Source organism: Vibrio sp. D404a, assembly GCF_030248535.1.
Classification (GTDB): domain Bacteria; phylum Pseudomonadota; class Gammaproteobacteria; order Enterobacterales; family Vibrionaceae; genus Vibrio.
In genome coordinates this window covers 31075-56799 of record NZ_JAHGAJ010000021.1, presented here as the reverse complement: position 1 = coordinate 56799, position 25725 = coordinate 31075, and the positions used below count along the sequence as shown (strand labels likewise).

Annotated in this window: 26 protein-coding genes and 1 riboswitch; of the genes, 7 read left to right on the top strand and 19 right to left on the bottom strand. The window is 45.1% G+C overall.

The features are described from left to right. Nucleotides 1-457: 457 nt before the first annotated feature. Nucleotides 458-910, top strand: coding sequence for an RNA-binding protein (locus KI655_RS13865; protein WP_285406014.1), 453 nt, complete (start codon nt 458-460; stop codon nt 908-910). Here the strand turns inward: KI655_RS13865 and murI are convergent. The 3 genes from murI to KI655_RS13850 are packed head-to-tail and all read right to left on the bottom strand — an operon-like array spanning nt 873 to nt 4288. Next, on the bottom strand, nt 873-1673 hold the full coding sequence (murI, locus tag KI655_RS13860; protein ID WP_285406011.1) for a glutamate racemase: 801 nt from the start codon (nt 1671-1673) through the stop codon (nt 873-875). The genes KI655_RS13865 and murI overlap by 38 nt on opposite strands. A 47-nt stretch (nt 1674-1720) precedes the next feature. Then, the gene (locus KI655_RS13855; RefSeq protein ID WP_285406007.1) at nt 1721-2404 is read right to left on the bottom strand and encodes an adenine nucleotide alpha hydrolase; all 684 of its coding nucleotides are present in this window, start codon (nt 2402-2404) and stop codon (nt 1721-1723) included. 45 nt (nt 2405-2449) lie between these two features. Then, on the bottom strand, nt 2450-4288 hold the full coding sequence (locus KI655_RS13850) for a TonB-dependent receptor domain-containing protein (protein ID WP_285406004.1): 1839 nt from the start codon (nt 4286-4288) through the stop codon (nt 2450-2452). 39 nt (nt 4289-4327) lie between these two features. Continuing rightward, nucleotides 4328-4533, bottom strand: a riboswitch (cobalamin riboswitch). A 154-nt stretch (nt 4534-4687) separates the two neighbouring features. Here KI655_RS13850 and trmA point away from each other — a divergent pair. Then, nucleotides 4688-5800 (top strand): tRNA (uridine(54)-C5)-methyltransferase TrmA, encoded by a 1113-nt coding sequence (gene trmA / locus KI655_RS13845; RefSeq protein ID WP_285406001.1) that lies wholly within the window; start codon nt 4688-4690, stop codon nt 5798-5800. 98 nt (nt 5801-5898) lie between these two features. Here the strand turns inward: trmA and KI655_RS13840 are convergent, their stop codons facing one another. Both KI655_RS13840 and fabR read right to left on the bottom strand, forming a co-directional pair. Next, nucleotides 5899-6270 (bottom strand): YijD family membrane protein, encoded by a 372-nt coding sequence (locus tag KI655_RS13840; protein WP_285353963.1) that lies wholly within the window; start codon nt 6268-6270, stop codon nt 5899-5901. Beyond that, nucleotides 6270-6911 (bottom strand): HTH-type transcriptional repressor FabR, encoded by a 642-nt coding sequence (gene fabR / locus KI655_RS13835; RefSeq protein ID WP_285405998.1) that lies wholly within the window; start codon nt 6909-6911, stop codon nt 6270-6272. The genes KI655_RS13840 and fabR overlap by 1 nt, the downstream gene beginning before the upstream one ends. 327 nt (nt 6912-7238) lie before the next feature. Between fabR and sthA the strand changes: the two genes are divergently transcribed. Continuing rightward, nucleotides 7239-8639, top strand: coding sequence for a Si-specific NAD(P)(+) transhydrogenase (gene sthA / locus KI655_RS13830; protein ID WP_285405996.1), 1401 nt, complete (start codon nt 7239-7241; stop codon nt 8637-8639). Between the two features lie 154 nt (nt 8640-8793). On the opposite strand, the gene dinF is transcribed toward sthA, so the two are convergent. The 3 genes from dinF to lexA form a co-directional block, all read right to left on the bottom strand. Beyond that, a complete protein-coding gene (gene dinF, locus KI655_RS13825) occupies nt 8794-10149 on the bottom strand; it encodes an MATE family efflux transporter DinF (RefSeq protein ID WP_285405994.1) in 1356 nt (451 codons plus the stop codon). 119 nt (nt 10150-10268) lie between these two features. After that, entirely contained in the window at nt 10269-11063 is a 795-nt protein-coding gene (locus KI655_RS13820; protein WP_373417299.1) for a class I SAM-dependent methyltransferase, read from the bottom strand. Between the two features lie 178 nt (nt 11064-11241). After that, nucleotides 11242-11862, bottom strand: a complete 621-nt coding sequence (lexA, locus tag KI655_RS13815; protein WP_285405989.1) for a transcriptional repressor LexA — start codon at nt 11860-11862, stop codon at nt 11242-11244. Nucleotides 11863-12246: 384 nt separating this feature from the next. Here lexA and plsB point away from each other — a divergent pair, with 384 nt between their 5' ends. After that, the gene (gene plsB, locus KI655_RS13810) at nt 12247-14670 is read left to right on the top strand and encodes a glycerol-3-phosphate 1-O-acyltransferase PlsB (protein WP_285405987.1); all 2424 of its coding nucleotides are present in this window, start codon (nt 12247-12249) and stop codon (nt 14668-14670) included. Nucleotides 14671-14736: 66 nt separating this feature from the next. Here the strand turns inward: plsB and ubiA are convergent, their stop codons facing one another. Then, complete coding sequence (gene ubiA / locus KI655_RS13805) at nt 14737-15591, bottom strand: 4-hydroxybenzoate octaprenyltransferase (protein ID WP_285405984.1); 855 nt, start codon at nt 15589-15591, stop codon at nt 14737-14739. Further along, a complete protein-coding gene (locus tag KI655_RS13800; protein WP_285405981.1) occupies nt 15592-16131 on the bottom strand; it encodes a chorismate lyase in 540 nt (179 codons plus the stop codon). It abuts the gene before it with no gap. A gap of 161 nt (nt 16132-16292) precedes the next feature. Here KI655_RS13800 and KI655_RS13795 point away from each other — a divergent pair, with 161 nt between their 5' ends. Further along, the gene (locus KI655_RS13795; RefSeq protein WP_285405979.1) at nt 16293-16700 is read left to right on the top strand and encodes a flagellar basal body-associated protein FliL; all 408 of its coding nucleotides are present in this window, start codon (nt 16293-16295) and stop codon (nt 16698-16700) included. An 87-nt stretch (nt 16701-16787) separates the two neighbouring features. On the opposite strand, the gene glpG is transcribed toward KI655_RS13795, so the two are convergent. The 6 genes from glpG to ftsY form a co-directional block, all read right to left on the bottom strand. Beyond that, nucleotides 16788-17624: a rhomboid family intramembrane serine protease GlpG gene (glpG, locus tag KI655_RS13790; RefSeq protein ID WP_285405978.1), complete on the bottom strand. Its 837-nt coding sequence runs from the start codon at nt 17622-17624 to the stop codon at nt 16788-16790. A 36-nt stretch (nt 17625-17660) separates the two neighbouring features. Further along, nucleotides 17661-17981: a thiosulfate sulfurtransferase GlpE gene (gene glpE, locus KI655_RS13785; protein ID WP_285405976.1), complete on the bottom strand. Its 321-nt coding sequence runs from the start codon at nt 17979-17981 to the stop codon at nt 17661-17663. A gap of 396 nt (nt 17982-18377) precedes the next feature. Further along, nucleotides 18378-19235, bottom strand: coding sequence for an RNA polymerase sigma factor RpoH (rpoH, locus tag KI655_RS13780; protein WP_032553383.1), 858 nt, complete (start codon nt 19233-19235; stop codon nt 18378-18380). A gap of 177 nt (nt 19236-19412) precedes the next feature. Continuing rightward, on the bottom strand, nt 19413-20381 hold the full coding sequence (gene ftsX, locus KI655_RS13775; RefSeq protein WP_285405975.1) for a permease-like cell division protein FtsX: 969 nt from the start codon (nt 20379-20381) through the stop codon (nt 19413-19415). Continuing rightward, the gene (ftsE, locus tag KI655_RS13770) at nt 20371-21045 is read right to left on the bottom strand and encodes a cell division ATP-binding protein FtsE (protein ID WP_032553381.1); all 675 of its coding nucleotides are present in this window, start codon (nt 21043-21045) and stop codon (nt 20371-20373) included. Before ftsE ends, ftsX begins: the two co-directional genes overlap by 11 nt. 77 nt (nt 21046-21122) lie before the next feature. Next, nucleotides 21123-22343, bottom strand: coding sequence for a signal recognition particle-docking protein FtsY (gene ftsY / locus KI655_RS13765; RefSeq protein ID WP_285405973.1), 1221 nt, complete (start codon nt 22341-22343; stop codon nt 21123-21125). 231 nt (nt 22344-22574) lie between these two features. Between ftsY and rsmD the strand changes: the two genes are divergently transcribed. Together rsmD and KI655_RS13755 are read left to right on the top strand one after the other, a co-directional pair. Further along, the gene (gene rsmD, locus KI655_RS13760; protein WP_285405972.1) at nt 22575-23177 is read left to right on the top strand and encodes a 16S rRNA (guanine(966)-N(2))-methyltransferase RsmD; all 603 of its coding nucleotides are present in this window, start codon (nt 22575-22577) and stop codon (nt 23175-23177) included. Between the two features lie 10 nt (nt 23178-23187). Then, nucleotides 23188-23454: a DUF1145 domain-containing protein gene (locus KI655_RS13755; protein WP_032553377.1), complete on the top strand. Its 267-nt coding sequence runs from the start codon at nt 23188-23190 to the stop codon at nt 23452-23454. Nucleotides 23455-23508: 54 nt separating this feature from the next. Here KI655_RS13755 and KI655_RS13750 read toward each other — a convergent pair whose 3' ends face one another. From KI655_RS13750 to KI655_RS13740, 3 genes are all read right to left on the bottom strand, one after another. Beyond that, complete coding sequence (locus tag KI655_RS13750; protein ID WP_032553376.1) at nt 23509-24096, bottom strand: YhgN family NAAT transporter; 588 nt, start codon at nt 24094-24096, stop codon at nt 23509-23511. Between the two features lie 133 nt (nt 24097-24229). After that, complete coding sequence (locus KI655_RS13745; protein ID WP_285405969.1) at nt 24230-24466, bottom strand: YecH family metal-binding protein; 237 nt, start codon at nt 24464-24466, stop codon at nt 24230-24232. Between the two features lie 90 nt (nt 24467-24556). Continuing rightward, complete coding sequence (locus KI655_RS13740) at nt 24557-25177, bottom strand: lysoplasmalogenase (RefSeq protein WP_285405968.1); 621 nt, start codon at nt 25175-25177, stop codon at nt 24557-24559. Between the last annotated feature and the right edge of the window lie 548 nt (nt 25178-25725).

Below are 25725 nucleotides of genomic sequence, written 5' to 3'. Positions count from 1 at the left end.
TCATTGAAATCAAGTTGATTCCTAAGAATCAATTTTTGATATTCATCAACGAGTGCCCACACAGATTGATAGGTTCTAATTTTTAAAGAGCTTCTAGCGTTTTGTGATTCATATCTCAGTCGCTAGGGGTGCGTACTATACTCGCACCGCTTTGAGAGTCAAGGGTTATTTTCAAACTCTTTTTTCTCTACCGATTTCAGTGTGTGACTTTCGTCTCACTCCGTGTCGGTGAGGCGGCATTATAGAGAGATTCGAATAGAGCGCAAGGGCTTTTTTAAATAAAAATTTTGTTCGTTTAAAAAGCCATCAAAAGCGTTAATTTTGAATAAAAACTAAACATTTGAGACGTATCACAGCAATACATTGGAAAAATACAAGCCATGAACGTAAGATTCATGTGTCTATTTTGTTAATAGTAGATGCGTCTATTTCGTTTATTAATATGTAGTAATCCGATATGAATTCAAAAAAATCGATGTTGTTAATTGTCGCACTGGCTGTATTAGGCGGCATTGTGTTCTCACAGGTTGAAATATCACCTGCAATTACTTTCGTTCTCGGTGTCTTGGCTTCAGCTTTTATTCTTAACCTTTCTAGCTCAGACACAAAATCAGATTCAGAACCTAAAGCTTCAACTCAAACTCTCTATGTAGGTAACCTTCCATATAAAGCCAATGAATCGCATGTACGTGAACTCTTTTCTGAACACGGTGAAGTTTTTGCCGTAAGACTAATGAAAGATAAACGTACTGGTAAAAGAAGAGGATTTGGTTTTGTTGTGATGGCCAGCAATGATGTCAATAACGCTATTGCTAGCCTAAATGATAAAGACTATATGCAGCGTACTTTGAAAGTGCGTGTTGCAAACGACCCTAAGCACCCAGAAGCGGACGGATCTGAACAGGCGTAAAACCCATTTCATTTAATGTTCTATTGAGTGCACTTTCTTTTCTTAGAGGTGCACTACAATATACCTCTCTCTTTCCAGCTATCTCCTTCGCACTCTTTACTTCTAATAAGCTCTGAACACGATTGGCAATTGCAGTGCCAGAATCCACCAGCATGACACCTTTTCCCAAGACGGTTTGAATTTCTTCTTTTATCAAAGGGAAATGCGTACAACCAAGTACTGCGACATCAACGACATTGGTCATTGGGCTGAGAATCTGTTTAAGCTCAGCGAGATCTATTTTCTCACCTCGCAGTTTATCTTCTGCCATATCTACCAGTTTGGTTGAACCTAATAGCTCGACATGTTTATCACTAGAGAAGCTCTTAATAAGGTCATGAGTATATTGACGTGTGATTGTCGCCGGTGTGGCGATCAGACCGACGGCTTTATTCGCCAATAAAGAAGCGGGTTTAATTGCAGGGACTACCCCCACGATAGGAATGGTACTGTTGGCACGTAGTGTAGGTAGCACTATGGTGCTTGCGGTATTACACGCAATCACCACGATATCGATGGCGTGGCTTTCAATAAAGCTAGCAACTATCTGCTGAACTCGTTGAATAAGCACTTGCTGGTCGAGTTCACCATAAGGGTATGCTTCGTTGTCGAAGGCATAGATATAGTTATGATTTGGCAGTAGCTTGTTTATCTCTTTATAGACAGATAAACCCCCTACCCCTGAATCAAACACCAATATGTTTTTTTGCTGCTCGCCCAACACTGTATCTACCTATAAGAAAATTCGCAGCAATGATACCCCTTCACTTATTATTCGCCAACTTCATCGCGCTTTATGCTGGCTTGATAACGTTGATGAACAAAACGCTCTCCTTTCTCTACCTCTTGTAGTGAGACATCTATTTCGCCTTTAAATGAAGGCGCTTTTGTCACTAGAGTATGAAACTCACCGTCTTCACCACAAGGGTCTACTCTTTCCGGGAGTTTCTCTATTAATGATTGGGTATAAGTTTGTCCGCAATATTCGGCTGCTAGTGCATTGGTATCGACAGTAACTAAGAAGGTTTCGATGCCTCTTTCTATTATCTCTCTAGCAAGATCTTCACTTTCTTCTCCTAGTAACGGGAATACGCACTCCCAACCTGCGGGCTCTATATAGCTTCTGCGATAGTCCGCAATGCCATTACAGAACATATCACCAAATGCGACCGCATCGATTTTCAGACGAGATTGTTTTAGTGCATTCACAATCGTAGTTTGATAAATCTCATTTGATGGGAAGACTTCGGGTAGCTCTATCATTAATAGAGGAAGACCAAGCAGTTCAGCCTGCATGGCTACCACTTCTTTTGGTGTGGCCTGAAACGGCACTTCATCACCGACGTAAGTGGTGTATAGGCCTACTACTTCATAATCTAAGCTCTCGTTTAGTCTTTCCAGCGTTAAGGTGGAGTCTTTACCTGAAGACCAGCTGATGATGACATTCTTTTTCATTGATACGTCCAATAAGAAAAAACCGCCCGAAGGCGGTTTTAGGAATTAAAATTGGTATGAAGCACTTAAGTAATATGCACGGCCTTCACCTATGTAGTAATTACCGTTAGCTCCCAAAGCAGTTTTGTATTCCTCATCAAATACGTTCGACAATCTTAGGTCAGCGCTCAGATTATCAGTAACTTGATAGCCTAACCCCAAGTCAGCAGTAGTATAAGCTTTCAGTGTCTCTCCACTCTTATCTTTTCGATCTCCGGTATAGTTAACATTGATACCTAAATCGAAATCTCCATATTGATATGTGGCCACCCACTTAAAGTTCTCTTTCGCTCGACGAATCAATTGTGAATCATCTTTTTTATCTTTTGGATCTTTCCAATCAGCTACTATTCGATTCGATATAGAAGCAACTTCAAAGCTAACTTCAATTTCTAAGCCTTTGATCTCAACATTATCTACGTTAGATGGTACCCATGGCCCTGCTGGAGTTGGAGCCCAATCAATCATGTCTTCAATATCTGTCTGGTATCCTGTCACGGACCAATCAAAAGAGTCATGATACCCACGAAGACCAACTTCTTTTGACTCAGATGTTTCTGGCTTTAGATCTGGATTACCCGAACCAGGCCAATACAGGTCATTGAAAGTAGGAGCCTTAAAGGCTGTTCCTACACTCGCAAGCGCTTCGATAGAGTCAGTAATGTAATAGCCCGCAGCTAAGTTCCAAGTTTCATGACCGCCAAATGCACTGTCGTCATCATAACGAGCACTAGCCTCTACTGTACCAGCCTCAAAGAATGAAGCAGTTCCTGTCACAAAGACCGCTTTGTTATCTTTAGTTTCTTTCTCATATGATGTTGTATTAGCAGCTCCGCGATTGGCATATTCTTTATAGTAATCAACACCACCATTTACAATGAAACCTGAGGATACTACGTAAGTGTTTACCCAAGATATGGACTCTCGCTTTGACGAGATTTCTGTTTTGGCTGTTGTACCATCAGCATTACCGTCGGCACCAACAGTCTTCATTAGCCCCAGTTCAACAGATGAAAGAAAATCACCCTCAGAAAACCTTACACCGCTACTAAGGCTATAAGCATCTACTTCACTTACCTTCTTGGGGCCACTATACGTATCTGCATATTCAGATTCACTCCCCTGACTAAAGCCAGAAAAGAACACTGAGAAATGGTCATTGACCTGATGGCTTAAGCTACCAAGAATTATCTCAGACTCATAACCGCTTTCCTCTCCTGCAGCTGCGCCTTCATAAACTCGATACCCGTCGCTTTTCTCTTTGTTATAAAGAAAATTACCTTTAGTCGTTTCTGAAAGTTGACCTACAGAGCGCCAAGTTTGTTGTGCAGCATTATTACTGCCAGTAGCTAAAGTTGCTTCATGTATGCTGCCACCTTCTGGGATCGTAGAAATACTAATTACACCACCTACAGCATCTGAACCGTAAACTGCAGCCCTTGGACCTCTGACAACTTCAATTTTTTCAATAGCACTAGCAGGAATCAATCCAATCGATGCGCCACCAGCGGTTGCAGAATTCAGCCTAACCCCATCTAGAAGAACCAGAGTATGTTTACTTGCTGTACCTCGAATAAAAATACTTGTCTCATTAGATTTAGAACCTAAAGAATTAATTTCAATACCAGGGAGCGTTTTCAAAACATCAAAAGCGCTTTGTGCTCTTAAGTTCGCGATGTCTTGACGAGTAATAACGCTAACAGGAGCCAAAGTTGACTTTATATCCTGCTCAAAACGGTTCGCCGTTACTACCATGGTTTCGTCGGCAGCGGCTTCTTGGGCGTGTAAATTGGAGATAGGTGAAAACAGCGACGCTACAGCTATCGCTAAAAGGGACTTGTTCATATTGTGATCCTAAATCGCGTAAATTCCTACCAAACCATTTGTTATGGCTTAGCTGCTGGCAGGTATTCGGACTTAAGAGCTCAACCTAATGGCTACCTTGTATTCGACTTCCCACATAAAGCTATATGCAGTGTCTCGGTGAATACTCGTTCTCTTTTACCGCTGCGCGTCAGTTCTGGATTTACACCAGATTCCCTTTTCAGCCATCTATACATCTAAATGGCACCAGCTTGCGAAGGATAGTATTGTCCTATGGATGATTTGTCTAGTCTAAGATAGTTATAAGCTATAGTTTTCATGGCCAATTTACAGGTAATGGCTCTCAACACTGGACAAGAGGCTGTGATTGAATAAAATCTGCGCTCTTGATTTGAACGCACCACAGCAAAAGGCATAACCATGGCGACTTTAGATGTAAACCCGCAACGCTACCAAGAACAACTGGCAGAGAAGACCGAGCGTCTGACTGAGATGTTCTCACAATACAATGTGCCTGAATTAGAAGTGTATGAATCACCTGAGCAACACTACCGTATGCGTGCAGAATTCCGTGTATGGCATGAGGGTGATGACATGTACTACGTGATGTTCAATCAAGAAACTAAAGAGAAATACCGCGTTGACCAATTCCCAGCAGCAAGTCGCCTAATCAATGATTTGATGCCACTGCTCATGGAAGCGATGAAGGGCAACCCATCACTGCGCCACAAACTGTTCCAAGTTGATTTCCTTTCAACGCTGAGCGGCGAAGTTCTTGTTTCTCTTCTTTACCACCGTCAGCTTGATGAAGAGTGGATTGAAAACGCGAAGGCACTGAAGCAACAGCTTAATGATGAAGGCTTTAACCTAAACCTGATTGGCCGCGCACGTAAAATGAAGATTGTGCTAGACCAAGACTACGTCATCGAAAAGTTGAACGTAAATGGCGATAGCTACATCTACCAACAGGTTGAGAATAGCTTTACTCAACCAAACGGTAAGATTGCAGAGAAAATGCTGGAGTGGGCTGTAGACTGTACTCAAGAAAGCAAAGGCGACCTGTTGGAACTTTACTGTGGCAACGGCAACTTCTCTCTTGCACTGGCACAGAACTTTGAGCGCGTGCTTGCCACTGAGCTTGCTAAACCATCGGTTGAGTCAGCACAATACAATATCGCAGCCAACAACATCGACAACGTTCAGATCATTCGTATGTCAGCTGAAGACTTCACGGAAGCGATGGAAGGTAAGCGTGAATTCCGTCGCCTTAAGCAAGCTAACGTTGATTTGAAGAGCTACAACTGTAATACGATCTTTGTCGATCCACCACGATCAGGTATGGATGTTGATACGTGTAAAATGGTTCAGGGCTACGAGCGCATTATGTACATCTCTTGTAACCCAGAAACACTGCAAGAGAACTTAGATATCCTGAGCGAAACTCACAACATCACACGTTTTGCCCTTTTCGATCAGTTCCCGTACACCCACCACATGGAAGCGGGCGTGTTCCTAGAGCGTAAAGCGAAATAGAACGGTAAAGACAAAAGAACCGACCCATCGAGATCGGTTCTTCAAACCAAAAAAAAACGAGCCCAATGGCTCGTTTTTTAGTATCTGTTTAATGCGAGTTAAGCCGCTTTGGACATAAACCCTAGCTTCTTACCTACCCATGCCAGTAATAGCATGGCTACGATAATTGCAAAGAAGTTCGAGCCCGCTTCTGGGTGTTGTGCTTTCACAAACGCAGAGTGACCAAATGCACCAACGAAGAAACACGCTAGGCCTACTAGTGGAATGTCTTCAGACACAGGGTTTGCTAGGTATTCTTGATATAGGGCTTGAACAGCCAGTACTAGCGCAATAAGAGGGAAAATAGAGAAACCAACTTCGCTCATCGTTACCCAAGATAACAATGCATCACCACACACACCCGCTACTAGAGCCAGTACCAGTGTTTTTCTTTCTGAACCGCGGTTCACAGTATTCTTTTCATTCGACATTATTCAATCCCGCCTTTTAGTCGGTTACGTTCACGTTCTTTGCGATACCAATAAGCCCCTTTGGCCATCATTCGCAATTGCATGATCAGTCGCTCAGCCAATTCATCGCGCTGGCGTCGATCTAAATCTAATGCTTCTGCTCCAGAATTAAACACCAAAATGACCGAAGCTTCCGCTTGTGTAAATGCTTCATCCCTTGTCATTCCGGTTGTAATCAAATACTCGGTCAATTCTGCAGAGAAGTGCTGTATTTCACGAGCTACCGCTGTACGAAACTCAAACGAGGTTCCAGAGCGTTCGCGTAATAACAGTCTGAATACGTTCGGGCTGCTTTCGATGAACTCCATAAAGGTTTCAACCGAGGTACGGATTACACTGCCTTCTTTAACGATTCGTTGCCTTGCCTGACGCATCAATTGACGCAGCAGCAAGCCCCCTTCATCAACCATGGTTAAACCAAGTTCATCCATGTCTTTAAAGTGGCGATAGAAAGAAGTTGGTGCAATGCCGGCTTCGCGAGCAACCTCTCTTAAGCTCAGATTAGAAAAACTACGATCAGCACTCAGCTGACTAAACGCAGCATCGATTAAGCTTCGACGAGTTTTTTCTTTTTGCTGTGCGCGAATTCCCATTGGTTTCATACTTTATCAATTTCTTCTTTTACAGCCTAAACAGGCATGCCTAATACTCAGGTAAATATAACGCGAATTGCTCGATTTTATAAGGCATTCTCGTTATCTATGACATCAGACACCCCTCTTTGTTCACGTACCGAAGTAAATACGTTCGGGAGCAAAATTTCAATCGCCGAGCTGTAATTTGGAGACATACGACATACCAAATATTACTTTTTCTGTAACACTGCGTGATCCGCTCGACTCTCTGATGCCCTTTTCATGTACCAAGCAACGGAATCAGTTAAAATCTCGCTAAAGCAATGTTAAACAAATATAACAAGGAAGATATCTATGTCGCATTCGAACCACTTTGATGTGATCGTAATTGGTAGTGGCCCCGGTGGTGAAGGGGCAGCGATGGGATTGACCAAAGCCGGCTTGAATGTAGCCATCATTGAAAAAGAGAGCAGTGTTGGTGGCGGGTGTACACACTGGGGTACCATCCCATCCAAAGCACTTCGTCATGCCGTTAGCCGTATCATCGAATTCAATAACAACCCTCTTTTCTGCCAAAACAACAAAAGCCTTCACGCAACCTTCTCTGACATTCTTGGCCATGCCAAATCCGTTATCGACAAACAAACACGCTTACGCCAAGGGTTCTACGACCGCAATCAATGCACGTTAGTTTTTGGCACCGCTCGTTTTATCGATACTAATACAGTCTCTGTAATGCAAAGTGACGGCACCGAAGAGGTCTACTCGGCTGATAAGTTTGTGATTGCAACAGGATCGCGACCTTACCAACCAGAGAATGTCGACTTCCTGCATGAGCGTATCTACGACAGCGACTCTATTCTCTCCCTCAAGCACGATCCACAACACATCATCATCTACGGTGCGGGTGTTATCGGTTGTGAGTACGCGTCTATCTTCCGTGGTTTGGGCGTTAAGACCGACCTTATCAACACTCGAGACCGCCTACTCTCTTTCCTTGATAACGAAACATCCGATGCTCTTTCATACCACTTCTGGAACAGTGGTGTAGTGATTCGTAATGATGAAACGTTTGAGCGTATTGAAGGCACAGATGATGGCGTCATCATCCATCTTGAGTCCGGTAAGAAAATGCGCGCCGACTGCTTGCTGTACGCCAATGGCAGAACGGGTAACACAGACAAACTCAACCTTGGTGCGGTTGGCCTAGAGTCAGATTCTCGTGGGCAGGTCTCTGTTAACGCCAACTATCAAACCAACGTCAGCCACGTATATGCAGTGGGTGATGTGATTGGCTACCCAAGCTTAGCCAGCGCCGCGTATGACCAAGGTCGATTTGTGGCACAAGCGATTGTGAAAGGCGAAGCGGAAAGCCACCTTATCGAAGACATTCCAACAGGTATCTACACCATCCCAGAGATCAGCTCGGTCGGTAAGACAGAACAAGAGCTAACCGCAGCGAAAGTACCTTATGAGGTTGGACGCTCGTCATTCAAGCACCTAGCTCGTGCACAGATTGCAGGTAAAGACATTGGTAGCTTGAAGATTCTGTTCCACCGCGAGACCAAAGAAATTCTGGGCATCCATGTGTTTGGTGAACGTGCCGCAGAGATCATTCACATCGGCCAAGCCATCATGGAGCAGAAAGGAGAAGCAAATACCATCGAGTATTTTGTGAACACTACCTTCAACTATCCGACCATGGCAGAAGCGTACCGCGTTGCTGCACTTAATGGTTTGAACCGTCTGTTCTAAGCAAATTGTACAGCCCTAGGGGTATTTGACCACCTATAGGCCAAATGCTAAAACAGCAAGTCACTCGGCTTGCTGTTTTTATATAAATCATAAACTTAAGCGTGTTCAGATAGTAATTAGATCATGATGTTCCAAATACTCTGTTCGCTGTACATCACACCAAAAACTCATTACGTTTCCATTGCCTAACAAACAGCACAGCCAACCCAATTCCTCGCATTGCCATAAAGCAGCTCATTGCTAGCCACAAAGCATGATTCTCTAGCGCAGATGCCGAGACAAAGATAATAAAGAAACAACACGTCGCGACGAACATACTATTTCTCATCTCCTTGCCTTTGGTCGCTCCGATAAAAATACCGTCTAATAAAAAGCACCACATTGATACCAATGGCATCGCAATCAACCATGGTAAATAAACGCTCGCCTGTGCTTTTACTGCAGGTATGGTTGTGATCATATCTATCATGTTGCTGCCAAATATCATGAACACCAAGGTCAACCCAAGACAGATGATTAGGCTCCAGAAAAAGGTTCCGACCAGAGATTGATTCAGTTCTTGTTTATCCTTGGCTCCAATCGCTTTTCCTACCATCGCCTCCATGGCATAGGCAAAACCGTCCATGCCGTAAGAGATGATCATTAAAAAGCTCATCAATACTGCGTTAGCAGCGACTACATCGTCCCCGAAGCTCGCACCTTGAAAGGTCATGAAGGTAAAGGTTGCCTGTAAACACAGAGAGCGCAGAAAAATGTCGCGGTTGAGTTTTACAAAACGAGAGAGTCCTTGAGTTGTCTGTTTCAGCAAAGAGAGTGGTGCAGGCAAAGCTCTTTTCGCCCAAACGCGAGCCACACACACAAGGCCAAACATCAATCCCATATAGTCCGCTAATACCGAAGCATAAGCTGCCCCTTCGACCTGCCAACCAAGACCGATCACAAACAACAGATCAAACACAATATTGGTGACATTTGTAATGATCACCATCCACATTGGGGCTTTGGCATTTTGGGTACCGAGTAACCAACCTAGGATGACAAAATTACTCAGTGCAGCGGGCGCACTCCAAGCACGAATGGAAAAGTATTGCTCACCATAGAACTTAACCTGTTCACTGGCACTACTAAGGGAGAAGACGGTATCTGCGACCACGCCGTGCAGCAGTAAGAACAGAGCCGCAAACCCCAAGCTCATCGTGATGCCTTGAACAAACACCAACCCCAGTTGCTGATTATCGCTGGCACCATAAGATTGAGCGGCTAAGCCCGTTGTCGACATTCGAAGAAAGCCCAGTAACCAAAAGGTCACGCTGATCATGGTGCCACCCAAAGCCACGCCACCCAGATACCACGCATGCTCTAGGTGACCAATCACAGCCGCATCCACCAAACCGAGTAGTGGGACAGTAATATTGGAGAGAACCATAGGTATGGCGAGCATCAACACGCGCTGATGAACTGATGTGTTGGTTAGGGTTTGAAAAATAGATTGGGGAAGAAATTGCTTCACGATCACCTCTTTGATTTGAGGTGATAGTTTAACCTAGGCGATCGAGTTTCACTATGTCGTGACTAGAGCCTCAACTCAGGTGTGAATAGAGGTAACCTGCGAAGATATGACAAAGGTGGTTACCACTTCATGACGATTAACTGTGGCGTCAGTCGCTTCTTAAACTGGCTAAGTTTGCTCACCATTCTCTGCCAGAGCTTCCAGCGGTTACACTGCTGATCTAAGGGAGAGAAGGCTTTAACCCATTGCGCCCACGGTAGCCAATTCAATACGCTATCCATCGGAGAAGCCAAACCATGTGCGTACTCGCCTGAACCTAGTTTCTGCCCAAGTTTGCTTGAGCTCTTATCACCCGCTAAAACAAGACAGGCGTGGGCATGAGTAAACTGACGGCTCAGAGCTTGAATAAAGTGAGCGGTTGTCTTTTCATCACAGTCCAATAAGGCGTGTTCACAAACAATCATCACCGATGCATGCTCTGGAATATTCAGCTCATCAAGCCAGCTTAGTTCGTTCACCGAACCACACTCCAAACGGTAGCGCTCATTCTTGTGGAACAGACGCTGACGCCATAATAAATTTTCGGTCACATCCAGTTCCACCCAATGGCAGCGACCATTGTCTAGGCGGTAGAAACGGGTATCGAGCCCTGCGCCGACATTAATGATCCACGCGTCTGGATTATGAGAGAGATATTGTTGAATTTGATTATCGCAAAGCTGAGTAAGCGTCGCGTAAAGCAGTTGCTGCTGGTCGAGCTCACCAGTTAAACACTCAGGAGCTAAACGACAGCGCGTACATGCTTGTGCGGCAATGGGATCGTAAACAAGGCCATCATCAGCGAGGCTTTCTCGGCTGCGGAACCAGAGAGGTTGAATAAGGTTACTAGGAACATGAAATTCAGAATGAGTCATGTCTTGCTGCGCCTTCGATCTACGGGCAGCACTTTGCTTTGAGGAAAGCAGTGTTGACTTGGGTTTGATTTGATTAGACATGTTCATCTTCCTTGTAGCTAGACAAGGAAGATGATAATGAATATCAGTTACAATAACAAGTTATTGAGAATAAATATCAACAACTCATTTTGTGATATTACATCCAGTCTGTATTACGAATGATGCCTACAGCCAAGCCTTCAATCGCTAGGTGTTGGCTCTCTAGATCGACTTGAATCGGTGAAAACTCTTCATTTTCAGCATGTAACAGAACTGTTGAGCCTTTGCGTTCTAGACGTTTTACGGTTACATCATCATCGACACGAGCGACAACAACCTGACCGTCACGCACATCTTGAGTTTTATGTACGGCCAGTAGATCGCCATCCATAATACCGATGTCTTTCATACTCTCGCCATTTACGCGCAGTAAGAAATCCGCTTGCGGTTTAAACATACCAGGATCAACTTGGTAGTGCGTTTCAACGTGCTCCTGAGCAAGAATCGGCTCACCAGCAGCCACTTGACCAATCAAAGGCAGGCCTTCTTCGTCATTGGCAGCGTCATCGAGCAAGATACGAATACCACGAGACGCACCCGGGATGATCTCAATGGCTTCTTTTCGAGCCAGAGCTTTTAAATGTTCCTCTGCCGCATTAGCAGAGCGAAAGCCTAGTTCACGAGCAATTTCTGCACGTGTCGGTGGCATACCGGACTCTTCGATCTTGTTCTTAATCAGGTCGAAGACTTGTTGTTGGCGGGGCGTTAACGGCTTCATGAGTCACCTGTCTTTTTATACAGTTGACTGTGAGTATATCCAGTAACTGGACAAAAGCAAAGCAATTGGTTGTTTTTAGTTCATTTTTAAACAACGGGCTACTTTTTATGACTTTATAAACAGTCAGCTAAGTCATTGTTTTAATCGTAGGCTTTAAAAACTGGTGACATTTAAACCTATACTCAATCAGTCGATGAATGATTTTCAGCAAACTTAACGCCATTATGACTATTTCCATTAAAAGGTTAGACCAGTTTCTGTTATTCTTGCATCGATTAAATTTACGCCTAGGCCTATCCCTATTTTGAGCTTGGTGAACTTCACCATAAGAAAATAGAGATGCGCTTGAGCACGATGAAATAACTACTGAGGCAGTGAACCTATATGTCTTCTGGACAATCTTTTTCACGTTCAATAATGAAGCTTCCTTTATCCGTATTGGTAAAAGGCACATCGATTCCTTCAAACCCAATTGAAGATTTGAACATTGATTTAGGCAAACCAATTGTATATGCGTTACCTTTCCGCTCGAGTGTCGATCTCCTAACTCTACAAAAACATGCGCTAGAGCTTGGTCTTCCTGATCCACTGAGCCCACTTGAGATTAATGGTAAATCACTGCAACGCTACGTGTTTATCGCGTCACGCAAAACCCTAGTTCAAGATGATGACCAGGTACCTAGCTCATCGATCGCTGTGTTTACTGAACTGCTTCAGCTGCATGAGTCAGACTCAGAGCTCGACGTTCAGGTTATCCCAGCGACGGTTTTGTGGGGACGTAAGCCAGGTAAAGAGAACACTCAAAAGCCTTACCTACAAGCGATGAACGGCCTCGAGAAATCGAAAGCGGTTCTTTTAGCCGGCCGTGACTGCCTAGTTCGTTTCAGCCCAGTGGTATCACTGCGCTACATGGCAAACTCACACGGTACAGACAGCACGATTGCTCACAAACTAGCACGTGTGGCACGCATCCACTTCTCTCGTCAAAAGTTAGCGGCGTCTGGCCCTAACCTACCAAGTCGCCAAGCACTGTTCGATCGCCTACTGAAATCAGAAGCGATCAAAAAAGCGATTGAAGACGAAGCGAAGTCGAAGAACATCTCGATTGAGAAAGCGAGCAAAGAAGCGCAAGACATCATGGATGAGATCGCTGCCAACTTCTCTTACTCACTGATCAAACGCGGTGAGAAGATTCTTGGCTGGCTGTGGAACAAACTTTACCAAGGTCTGCACATCAACAACGCTTCTACGGTGCGTAAGCTAGCGCAAGATGGCCATGAGATCGTATACGTGCCATGTCACCGTAGCCACATGGACTACCTACTGCTCTCTTACGTGCTTTACCATGAGGGTATGGTTCCTCCGCACATTGCTGCAGGTATTAACCTCAACTTCTTCCCTGCGGGACCAATCTTCCGTCACGGTGGTGCGTTCTTTATTCGCCGTAGCTTTAAAGGCAACAAGCTGTACTCAACAATTTTCCGTGAGTACCTAGCCGAGCTCTTCGCGAAAGGTTATTCGGTTGAGTACTTCAGTGAAGGTGGACGTTCACGTACGGGTCGTTTGCTACAAGCGAAAACTGGCATGCTAGCGATGACGATTCAAGCGATGCTGCGCGGTATGAATCGCCCAGTGACTCTGGTTCCGGTTTACATTGGCTACGAGCATGTTATGGAAGTGGCGACCTACGCCAAAGAGCTGCGTGGTAAGCGTAAAGAGAAAGAGAACGCGAGCCTAGTGATTCGTACTATCCGTAAGCTGCGCAACTTTGGTAAGGGTTACGTAAACTTCGGTGAACCAATTCAGTTAAACCAATACCTGAATGAGCACTCTCCTGAGTGGACCAAAGACATCGACCCAATGGGTACCAACAAGCCACAATGGATGACTCCTGTTGTGAACGATCTTGCTACCAAGATGATGACGCACATTAATGATGCAGCGGCAACCAACGCGCTGACACTGTGTGCGACAGCCCTGCTTGCTTCTCGCCAACGCGCATTGTCTCGTGACTCACTGGTTTCACAGATTGATTGTTACCTATCGCTACTCAAGAATGTACCGTACTCGGACACATTTACAGTACCAAAAGACAGCGCTGAAGATTTGGTGAAACACGCCGAGTCTCTGAATAAGTTCCTGATCGAATCAGATACGATGGGCGATATTATTTCTCTCGATCGTCACCAATCGATTTTGATGACGTACTACCGCAACAACATCATCCACCTATTCGCACTGCCATCACTGGTAGCGCAGATGTTGATTCGTCAGCGTGAGTTATCGATTGCAGATATCCAGAAGAATGTAGCAACCCTCTATCCATTCCTTAAAAAGGAGCTGTTCTTAAGCTACCCAGAAGATCAGTTGGAAGAGGTTGTGGCGAACATTATTGAAGAGCTGGTGCGTCAAGGCATGCTCATGGTGAAGGACAACGAAGTCACGATCAACCAATCGAACAGCCAACCTCTGATGCTATTGGGTCGTACTATCTCTGAAACTCTACAACGCTACTCTATTGCGCTGAACTTGTTGGTTGAAAACCCAGATCTTGATAAATCTGAGCTTGAGCAGAAGAGCCAAGATATCGCACAGCGCTTAGGCCGCCTGCACGGTATTAACGCACCAGAGTTCTTTGATAAAGGTGTATTCGCTTCGATGTTCGCGACGCTGAAACAACAAGAGTACCTAGATAGCGATGGTAACTGCGACCTAGAGAAGACCACTGTCTTCGCTAAACTGCTTTACTCAATGCTATACCCTGAAGTGCGCTTGACTATTCAAGAGAGTATCCATCAAGCGGAATAACTCGCTTAGAAACAGAAAAGGCACCCAATGGGTGCCTTTTTCATTGTGAACTGTTTTTTTATGGGCTTACCAAAATGCGATAAGTAAGCCGACGGTGACCGCCATACCGACGTAATTGTTGTTCAAGAACGCTTGGAAACAAAGGTCGCGGTCTCGATGACGAATCAAGTGTTGCTGATAAACAAACAGTCCACCGACAACCAATAGGCTCCAGTAAAAGCTCGCGCCAAGCTGGTAGTACATACCTAGAACAATCAGCATTGCCAACGTGACTAGTTGAAGTACACCAATCACTAACTTATCTAAACGACCAAATAAAATAGCCGTCGACTTGATACCAATCTTCAGATCATCGTCTCGGTCAACCATCGCATACTGCGTGTCGTAAGCGATCGTCCACAGTGCATTAATCGCAAACACAAACCATACTACAGCAGGCAACTCATTGGTTTGTGCTGCCCACGCCATTGGAATTGCCCAACTAAAAGCTAAGCCAAGGAACAGCTGTGGCAAGTGTGTGTAGCGCTTCATAAATGGGTAAATAAAAGCTAAGCCTACACCCACAAACGAAAGCTGGATGGTCAAGGTATTCATGGTGAGTACCAATAAAAACGAAACCACAGCCAACACTAAGAACAAGGCGACCGCTTCTTTACTGGTTACAGCACCAGAAGGCAAAGGACGCTGCTTAGTGCGCTTTACATGGCCATCCACCTTACGGTCTGCAAAGTCATTGATTACACACCCCGCCGAGCGCATCAAAACTACGCCCAGTACAAACACCACCAATACCGATAGGTCTGGCAGGCCGTTCGCTGCAATCACTAGAGCCCATAAGGTTGGCCAAAGCAGCAATAAGGTTCCAATTGGGCGATCCATTCGCGTTAACTGCCAATAGGCTTTCGCTTTGATGGCCAGCATTTACACACTCTCCTTAGAGTAAATGGGTGAGGTTGGCAAAAAGAGTTCCGCAACCAACATAGGTTTATGGTTCATCCATAAACGAGAGCGACGAGCCAACAGGCGTTCCTGGCCTACCGTAACCCAACCGACTTGTAGCGCGTCACGCTTAACATTCTCAGCACTAAATACTGTCAGTCCAAGCGGGACATTACCCTGCTGGGACAGATCCGAGTGCTGGTCATCCAGAGTAAGGCGAGGAATTAACGTGCGCCCCAATACCCAAGGTTCATCATCCCCTTTGAGGATCACCTTGCGCAGCAAGCAATCTGATGATGAGAGTAAGGTTTCTTCGTCGTGTTGTAGTGTTGAGCGTTCCACGACTTGGTTATGCAATAACTCGACTGAAAGGTGCTCACAGCACTCCCCCAAGCGACGAGATAAAGAGCCTTGCTCCATTAACCACCCTTTGATGGTTTGATTCGGAAAATCAAATTTTTCTGTATTTTGCCAATCTACATTCATTAACGAATTAAGATACAACGGTATTGACTGATTCATACTAGTATTCAATAGGTGACTTTACACGTACAATAAAGCATCAACTTTCGAGCAATATTAACCGTAAGTTGTGTTATAAACGTATTTAGATTTAGACCGTTCATTGTAACAAGACAAACGCGTTTCGAATATCGCGATTAAACTAAAGAAAAGTCACAAATATGCACAAACGTTATGTAGCCCAAATATTTCTAGCCATCAGTCTACTTTTTTCTTTGCCATCATTGGCTGAAGAGGAGTCGGCACCCAAACTGGCCTACTTCACGCTGGAGCCAGATCTAACCACCAACTTTTATACCAAAGGGAATAAGCTGGGGTACATTCAAGTGCGCATCGACATCATGGTGGCCAATTCAACCGATCTTCCTGCGATTGAACTGCACCAACCCCTGATTCGCGATGCTGTGATTGAATTGCTAGGCAAACAGAATGAAGAAACGATTAAGTCACTCTCTGGCCGCGAGGATTTACGCAAGACCTTAGTGACTCGCCTCAACGAAATCTTACTGCCTGAAACTGGCAAAACCATTATTGCCGATCTACTGTTCACTAAATATCTATATCAGTAGCAACGCGGTAAAATCGAGACAGAAAAAAAGCGGCTCATCGAAGCCGCTTTTTAGTAGGTGTGTGACCCGTCCTAAATAAGGCTGGCACTAAACCGTGTGCTTTGATTTGAGCGAATCAATCCAGCCAATACCCAGACCAGCAATTAAGCCAGCCAAGTGCGCCGTATTGGCAATCGCCATAAACGGCTGCATGTAACCAAGTACTAACCAAATCAACATAAAGCCGACTATTTGCCTAGGTATAGTTAAGCCAAGTTGAGGCGCTTTGGTGCTGACTACCCATAGGTAACCAACCAAGGCATAAACCACCCCAGATAAACCACCAAAGTTGGCACCCTCAACCCAGTACTGCCCTGCGCCAGACAAGGCCGATGATATGGCAAAGATCTGCAGTAGCTTCAGACCACCGAGCTTCTTCTCGATATCACCACCGAGCTGCCACCACCACAGAATATTGAAGGCGATGTGCATAACGGAGAAATGAAGAACGGCGTGGCTCAGCCAACGCCACAATTGCCACTGCTGTCCATCGAGCGCTGGAAAGTGCAGCACCTGAAAGATTTGTCGGTTAAAGCCCAGTTGTTGCAGGATAAAAATCACCACACACAGCAACATAATACTGAGTGTCACCGGCCCTGCTTTAGCCTTAATCATGCTAAGAAAGCTCGGAGTATGATAATGGAACTGACTTTTACGCGTTTCAGCGACATCCCAAGATGCTGCTTGATAGCGCTTATGGCTTGGCTCTGATAAAAAACGGTTGAGCTCCGCTTCGGTCTCGACTTGATGTTGGTCGTCGAGCAACCATAACGCCACGCGTCCTTCTCCCTCGGGAGACATCTGAATCGAGATCTGACGAGACGCCATATAATCAATGAATGCCTGCGCGACACGCGCATTATTCAATACCATCAATCTTACCATTGGTGTTTCCTGCTTAATTTTGTCTAAGGAAGCCAATTAACCTGTAATCACAGGAAGCTGGGCACGGTGCCAAGCTTCAAAGCCCCCATCTACACTGTATACGTCTTCAAAGCCTTGGTTGACTAAATACTGCGCTGCACCTTGGCTGCTGATACCGTGATAGCACATCACAAGGATCGGTTGTTCAAATTCTACCTCATCCATAAATGCCACCATGGTGTCATTCGTCAAATGATATGCGGTTTCTGGGTGGGCAACGGCAAATGATTGTGGGTCACGGATATCCACTAGGCGAGCATCGCTCTGTTCAATCAAGGTTTGAGCGCCTTGCACATCAATATGTTTAAACTGGTCCATTACTTTCTCTTGTACTGATTTACTTTGATGTCATTGTAACCTATCCCAAGGCTAACATTTACATCGACTTAATAAGGTTATCCACCAGCGATCACTTTTACACCATATGTGGATAAATCTGTGAATTGCGTGAATAAAGTGTTTTTTGAAAAATGGATCCACAAGATGTAGTAATGATCCTGATCTATCTGTGGGTTAACCTAAAACTATCCCCACCACAAAAACCGCCTGCAAGCCTTACTACACCCTGCTTTTTGACAACTGACAAAGAAACTCCTCACAGAGTTATCCACAATCAGCACTCACTTATTTCGATCGGATAGTGCATAAAATGCGATCCAAATAAAAAGGCCGAGATCTCTCGATCTCGGCCTTTTCAAAAATTTCGTTTGTTGCTTAGAAGTCGCCGACGGCTTGCTTTAACTTCTTCATTGCGTTTTTCTCTAGCTGACGAACACGCTCTGCTGAGATGTTGTAGGTTTCAGCTAGGTCCTGCAATGTTGCTTTGTCGTCGTCTAACCAACGAGAGCGAACAATGTGCTGGCTACGGTCATCTAGGCTTGCTAGTGCATGACCCAAACGGTTGTTGGTGTGGGTTTCCCAATTTGCCGCTTCTACCGTTTCTGCTACATCTGACGCTTTGTCTTCAAGGTAGTAAACAGGTGCCGTGTATGCTGAACCGCCGTCATCGTCATCCATAGGCGCTTCAAAGGTGGCATCTTGCGCCGCAAGACGAGATTCCATTTCACGAACTTCAGAAGGCTCTACACCTAGCTCGCGAGCAACAGTTTCAACTTCACCGTTGTTGAACCAACCCAAACGCTTCTTAGACTTACGCAGGTTAAAGAACAGTTTGCGCTGCGCTTTAGTCGTCGCAATCTTAACGATGCGCCAGTTACGAAGTACGTACTCATGGATTTCAGCTTTGATCCAGTGAACAGCGAAAGATACCAGTCTTACCCCAACTTCAGGGTTAAAGCGTTTTACCGCCTTCATTAGACCAATGTTACCTTCTTGAACAAGGTCAGCCATAGGCAGGCCGTAACCAGAGTAACCTCTCGCTACATGAACCACGAATCGTAGGTGTGAAAGAATCAAGCCTTTCGCAGCTTCGATCTCACCTTTGTAATGTAATCGCTCTGCAAGTCCACGCTCCTCTTCAGCAGTTAGCATTGGGTAGCTGTTTGCTGAGCGGATATAGCTGTCTAGGCTATCTTGTGTGACTAAAGCCATTTGATACGCTTGGTTTGCCATTCGGTTCCTCATCAATCTCTGATCTGGAGTAGTCTTTCTATTAGAACCCGCTAATCTTGAACCTAAAATGAACAGGATTCAAGAAGGGGGAAGTAATTATGCATAATCAATTCGTCTATACAAGGCGAAAACTGACTAACATGTGTCTATTTCTCGTCTAAATATGACTCAATTCACCTAAACAGGTTCAATTTCTTTTAGGTGTCTTTGGGCAGAAAGTTTTGCTGCCACGCTACCAAGCAAGGTTCCAACAATCAAAAGCAGCAAAGATTCATCCCAGCTTAAGCCAATTAAGCGGAAATGACTGTCGTATAACTGCGCTAAATCGTCCACTGCACTGTTGAGTAATACAGTAATCAATGCGGTCATGATCCACGCACTGATAGATCCCAATACACCAAACCACATACCTGTATACAGATAAGGGCGTAGGATGAAACTATCGGTCGCCCCAATTAGCTTCATGGTTTGGATCTCTTCTTTGTGAGCAAGCACATTAAAGCGCAAGGTATTACCAATAATTAGAAATACCGCTCCCAGCATAAGGAAGGTTAATGTCACTACGATGACAGTAGCCAGTGCCTTAATCGCATCGAGTCTTGCTAACCAATCTTCATCAAGGCGAACGTCAGTCACCGAGGGTTGTTCTTTGACTTGGTTAGCCAGTGCTTTAATTTCCGTGTCTGTTTCAACGCTCGGTGTGATGATCAATACACCTGGTAGTGAGTAATCATCAAGAATCGTCAGTGCGTCGTTAAAGCCCGAGTATTGGCTAAGATCCGCCAATCCCTGCTGTGGTGAGATATATTCGACCAGATCAACGTCAGGCCAGCTCTCTATCTCATCCTTCATCACCATCACTCTAGGTTCAGGGATGCCCTCTTCTATATACGCACTCACCTGAGATGGGCTCGCGACATCTTGTGCAGCTTCACCCACGTTTTTACCCAACAGGTACAAACACGCTGGCATCGCCAATGCCATCGAAATGACGGCCAGTGTCAGAAGGTTGCCGAGTGGGCGTTGCCATAATTGTGATAGTGAAGACTTCGCTTGCTTCCAATGCACCACTAAAAAGCCATCACTTGCTGCGCGGTTGTTCGCGCGTTTTGGCTTGGCCTTTTTAAGACGCTTATTAACGGCCATAGTCTTCTACCTCACTCAAGAAGCCCTGATTTAGCTCGAAATGACGATATTGTGGGCGAGTATTTACTAACCCCACATCGTGCGTTGCTAAAAGGATGGTTACGCCAGCTCGGTTAAACTCTTCAAACAGGCGTAGCACACGATTGGATAATTCAGGGTCTAGGTTACCGGTCGGCTCATCGGCCAGCAGTAGAGTTGGTCGATTCACCACAGCGCGTGCAATGCCGACACGTTGCTGCTCACCGCCCGACAATTGGCTCGGCAAGCAACGTGCTTTGTCCAATAACCCAGTCTTGTCTAATGCAGCGCCAACACGTCGTTTAATTTCGTTCTCAGAAATCGATTCGATACGCATAGGCAGAGCCACATTGTCGTAAATAGAGCGATCCATCAACAGTCGGTGGTCTTGGAAGACGATACCGATGTTGCGACGCAGGAAAGGGATGTCTTTGCTCGGAATTCGAGTGATATCGTGGTCGTTAAACCAAACGCGCCCATCGGTTGGGCGCTCAATCGCACAGATCAATTTCAGCAGTGTGCTTTTGCCGGCACCTGAATGTCCACCTAAAAAAGCCATTTCACCTCGTTTGAGATGAAAGTCCACTTTTTGCAATGCTTGGCGTCCACCACGGTAGGCCTTGCTCACTTGCTGAAATTTGATCACCGAAAATTCCTCTTACGATCACTCTTATCAAATTTAAAAAGGTAGCAGGTTAAACACAAACCAAATTGCCACCCAAATTACTCTTCGCGGCTAAACAGTGCTTCAATAAAGTCTTTTGACTCGAATGGACGCAGATCATCAATGCCTTCACCCACACCAATAAAGCGAATTGGAATCTGGAACTGATCCGCAATCGAGAAGATCACACCGCCCTTCGCGGTACCATCCAGCTTAGTCAGCGTAATACCTGTTACCGGTGCCACTTCGCTAAATAGCTTGGCTTGGCTGATCGCGTTCTGACCAGTACCTGCATCTAACGTTAGCATGATTTCGTGCGGCGCAGAGTCATCAATCTTCTTCATTACGCGAACGATCTTACGCAGCTCTTCCATCAGGTTGCTCTTGTTCTGTAGACGACCCGCTGTATCTGCGATAACCACATCAACGCCACGCGCTTTCGCTGCTTCAATCGCATCATAGATAACAGAAGCACTGTCCGCGCCAGTGTGCTGGGCAATAACAGGCACGTCGTTGCGCTTACCCCATACTTGAAGCTGCTCAACAGCTGCGGCACGGAAGGTATCACCTGCCGCTAGCATCACTTTCTTGCCTTCATTCTGGAACTGTTTCGCCAGCTTACCGATTGTGGTTGTTTTACCCACACCGTTTACACCCACCATTAGGATAACGTAAGGCGTTTTCGAGGTATCAACCTCTAGCGGCTGCTCCACTTGGCTAAGGATGTCTGCCATCTCTTCTTTCAATAGACCATACAGGGCTTCGCCATCTTTCAGGTCATTGCGAGAGGCTTTTTCTGTAAGGTTATCAATAATTTTAACCGTGGTGTTCATGCCCACGTCAGCAATCAACAGTTGTTCTTCAAGCTCTTCAAACAAATCTTCATCAATCTGCTTGCCTTTAAACAGACCAAAGAAGCCCGCGCCTATGTTCGCTTTAGTACGGCTCAGGCTACGCTTTAAGCGAGCAAAGAAGCTCTCTGTCGGTTTCTCTTGAACTTCTTCAACTTGTGGCTCTTCTGCAACCACTTCAAGCTCTGCTTCTGCTTCTGCTTCTGCTTCTGCTTGTTCAGGTTGAACCTCAGCGCTTGGCTGTTCAAGCTCTTCTTGTAACTCCGCTTCTTGCGCAGGTACTTCCTTTTCTACCGGTTGCTCAACCTCAGCTTGAGGCTGCTCTTCCGTTTGCTGCTCTACTTTAGAGTCAGTCTGCGTTTGTGGGCTCTGTTCTTCTTCACCAAAGCCAAGCCACGATAATAATCCGCGCTTCTTTTTTTCCGCCATCAGAGGAATTTCCTAGATCTACTAATTAACTGTATTGACTTAATGCACGTCGACTCTTTGCTATTGTTCTACAATACAAACTTGTAGACACGAATAGTAAAGAAAAATGACAAAGCAGTGATATGCTTGCTGTTTGCTTGATACACTTTGTCATTGCAAAATTTATTTAATACTCGAACCAAATTAAATTGGGCTCGATATAGTATCACTTTATTAGCGGTCAAAAAATCTATGGTAAGACGTCGCCAGCAAAACACATCACAAAAAAAGCCATCTGGAGGCTTTGTTCGAATCATCAGTGGCTCATGGAGAGGTCGAAAACTCCCAGTGCACGACTTAGAAGGTTTACGCCCGACCATTGACCGAGTTAAAGAAACGCTCTTTAACTGGGTTGCTCAAGATATCCCAAATGCGACGTGTCTGGATGTTTTTGCAGGTTCCGGTGGACTCGGTTTTGAAGCAGCGTCTCGCCAAGCAAAAATGGTGACGCTACTTGAGATGAACCAAAAAGCGGCAAAACAGCTATCTGATAATGCCAAAGAGCTCAAGGCCGATAACATCAAGGTAGAGAACACCGATGCCATTTCTTACCTGAGCAAGCCGGGGACACCTTACGATGTGGTTTTCTTAGATCCGCCTTTCCGTAAAGGGCTGCTCGCGGAAACAGTAAGCCTGTTGGAATCTAACGGTTGGCTGGCTGAAGATGCGGTGGTGTACATCGAGACAGAAAAAGAGCTCAAGCTGGAAGGTATGCCTGAGAACTGGGAGCTCTACCGTGATAAAACGACTGGGCAGTCCAGTTACCGCCTTTTCCATAGAACCAATGCAGAATAGGATTTAAATAATGAATGTACTGATTCCCGTAGCCAAAGCGGCTATTGCTTTCGTTTGGTTTGTTCTCATCGTAAATATTTTCCATCCATTCCCAGGAAACGCAGCCATTGCCCTGTATATCATGACGGCATTCTTGTTCTTCATGCACGGTCTACAAATGCTGATCTTCATTGGTGCATTTGGCGATAAGATTTCAATGACGCGCTGGGAGAAGTGGTCAATTCTAATCTTCGGTATCTTTGCTCTGCTCGATATCCGACGCAAATACATGATGTAAAAAAAGCCGCTCATTTGAGCGGCTTTTTTAATGTTGTTTGTCAGCATACGGACTCTAAGAGAGCATGTAAGCTTTGATACCATCGAGGAACATCTGCGTTGATATCATAATAAGCAATAGACCCATCAATCGCTCTACCGCCTTAAGGCCTCGCTCTCCGAGGATACGCAGGAAGAAACCATTAAACATCAAGATAAAGAAGGTTGCGCCCCAAGCCAGTAAGACTGCCGCAGATAGCTCCAACATATTACCCGGATGCTGAGTCGATAACAGAATCAAGGCTGCAATCACCGATGGCCCCGCAATCATAGGGATCGCCATAGGTACAATAAATGGCTCTTCACCCGCCGCTAATCCAGTGATACTCCCAGCACTTGGGAAAATCATCTTAATCGCGATGATAAACAGGATAATACCGCCTGAAATACTCAAGGTTTCTGGCTGAACGTGCAAAAAGTTCAGAATGCTCTGACCGGCAAACAAGAACAATAAAAGGATAATCAACGCGAACATAAGCTCACGAATCAAAACAATTCGGCGTCGCTTTGGATCGATATGTTTAAGTATGGAGAGCACGATCGGCAAATTGCCTAACGGGTCCATAATAAGAAACAGCATGGTAGCTGCAGATAGGATTTCCATGAGTAAGTCCTGAAAAGCGAAGGTGCGCGGAGTATAGCAGCCTCAATCCGGCTTTTCGAACCTAGTGGGGAGGATTATGTGTTAAATGTTTGATTTAAAGGGAAGCAGCAATCCACCTCCCAAAACAATCGAATTAATGGCTACATACTCGTGCCATATTGGTTCTCAGCTTATCACCCTCTAGCACCACCTTCTCCATTTTCACAAAGAACGTCAGCAATGCATCTAGGTCTAAGCCACTTAGCTTACAAGTATGGAAACGGGCTTCTGAGCCATATTCTTGTTCTAGCTTTTCTGCTAACTCTTCTCGCGTCAAAGCTTGTTCGTTAAGTAGGTTCAATACGTTGTGAGCATGAATTTCAGTTGTCATTAGAGGTTCCTCTGTCTGTCATATCTCGCCAAGCATAACGGATTGCTGTTAGCGCACTTTGATATAACGCAGCCTCAGCTTAGATATAACCTAAAGGGTTAGTGATGCCACAATCAGTGCATGGGCCAAGAAATAACTGCCTGTCACCCACACATAAGCACCTCGAATCGGGCTTCGATAGTAGTTCAGGGCGTAAGCCAAAGCAGAAAGTAATAGCACACAGCAACCAAGGAAACCGACACCATGAGGAAGTTGAGGGTCGAGTAACCAAACCTCACCAGACGCCCACGCCAGTTGAATTAAGACAATCCCCATGATTACTACCGGAAACACCAGCTTATCAAGGCGTGGTAAGAGTAAGAAAAAGGCAACGACACACGCGGCTAGCAGTAAGGCAAACAACCACCACACCACTTCACCCGACAACTGTAGCCAAAATGCTTTGCTATAGCAGAGCTGAGCAACAAGAAAACAGACAAAGTGCAGTGGCTTTTTATTCGATAGCGTATGTAGGACATCAGCCAAAGCAGACACAACCAACCCAGCCACAATCCAGTAGCTGTACACTGCAATCTCTGGCTGACTTAATGCAATAACGGCTAAGAGTACAAAAGTGAATACTTTGTACATTAAGGTTTGAGTAACATGCCCATGCTTGGCTCCTGCTATCGCTCCGATACCAGATAACGAAACCGCTAACCAACTCCACATAACATATACCCTATTACCTCAAATCGTCGCCAGTCTAGGCACCTCAATAGTGATGTAAAGCGCTAGCCCCTCAAAATTGGATCTTGCTTACGCTTCCACTAAAAATGTGATCACGTCTTAACTTGCACCAAAATGTCTTAGAACGTGGTGCCTACGCGCCAATTCGCGGCCTACTATCCTAAACATCTCTAAAAACGAGCCTCTGATCCTACCTAGCCACCCTAAGTCGATTTTTATCAAACAACAACTTCAATTATGGAGCCAAAAACCGTTTAATCCGGATAAGAAAAAGCAATTACAAAAACACCAATCGCTTTAAATACAAATACTTAAATGATAAAACTCAAACTTTGTAGCCTTAAAAAATCTCACAAAATCATTTCTATCCAAAATAGTGACATTTTCTCATTTTAATATGAGATACCCCCTTATCGGTAGCTATCACGGACAACATAAAGAGATAAATAACCAAAATACCCACCATAATAACGACTGGAAAACAGCAGAGACCACCAGTAACCATTAATACACTTTAACAAGTTTTAACA